A 537-nucleotide genomic window follows, 5' to 3' on the forward strand; every position below is an offset into this window, starting at 1 on the left:
GACCGAGCCGCTGAACCTTACGCGTCTCCATACCATACCCTGGTCTCCAGCGGCCTTAATCTTCACTATATGCCACTTATATAGATATGTATCCGTTAGGATGCATTAGAACAAGACGCGAATCGGACCGTTTGGCCGTGGGACCGTCCGCTCTATGCGATCCGCATCATCCGCCGTTCGACACGTCCGACCCGGACCTTCGTCCACCCGCGGAGTTCCTCGTCGAGCTCCGGGTCGTCGGTGTCGACGCGGAGTTCGCCGATCGTATCCAGTTTCGCGCGCGAGGCCACGATCTCGACGTCGCACTGTCGGATCACGTCGGGTGAGAGCTGTGGGTTGCCTCGGCCGAAGACGAACCCTTGGCCGCCGATCGGCGAGACGACGACGACGTTTTCGCCGTCGGGGTCGAGCGCAGCCAGGATCTCCGATTCGGTCGCGTCGAGGGCGAGCACTTCGCCGTCCCGCCAGACGTCGACGCCCAGCGGCGCGCCCTGGAAGCCGAGTGCCTCTTTGATCGCGCCGACGGTGCTCCCCGGG

Annotated in this window: 1 pseudogene; it reads right to left on the reverse strand. The window is 63.7% G+C overall.

Annotated features, from left to right (window positions below):
• Positions 1-152 precede the first annotated feature (152 nt).
• A pseudogene (locus DEQ92_RS21720) lies at positions 153-537 on the reverse strand (NAD(+)/NADH kinase); the annotation flags it as partial.

The organism is Haloferax sp. Atlit-6N, assembly GCF_003383195.1.
Lineage (GTDB): Archaea > Halobacteriota > Halobacteria > Halobacteriales > Haloferacaceae > Haloferax > Haloferax gibbonsii.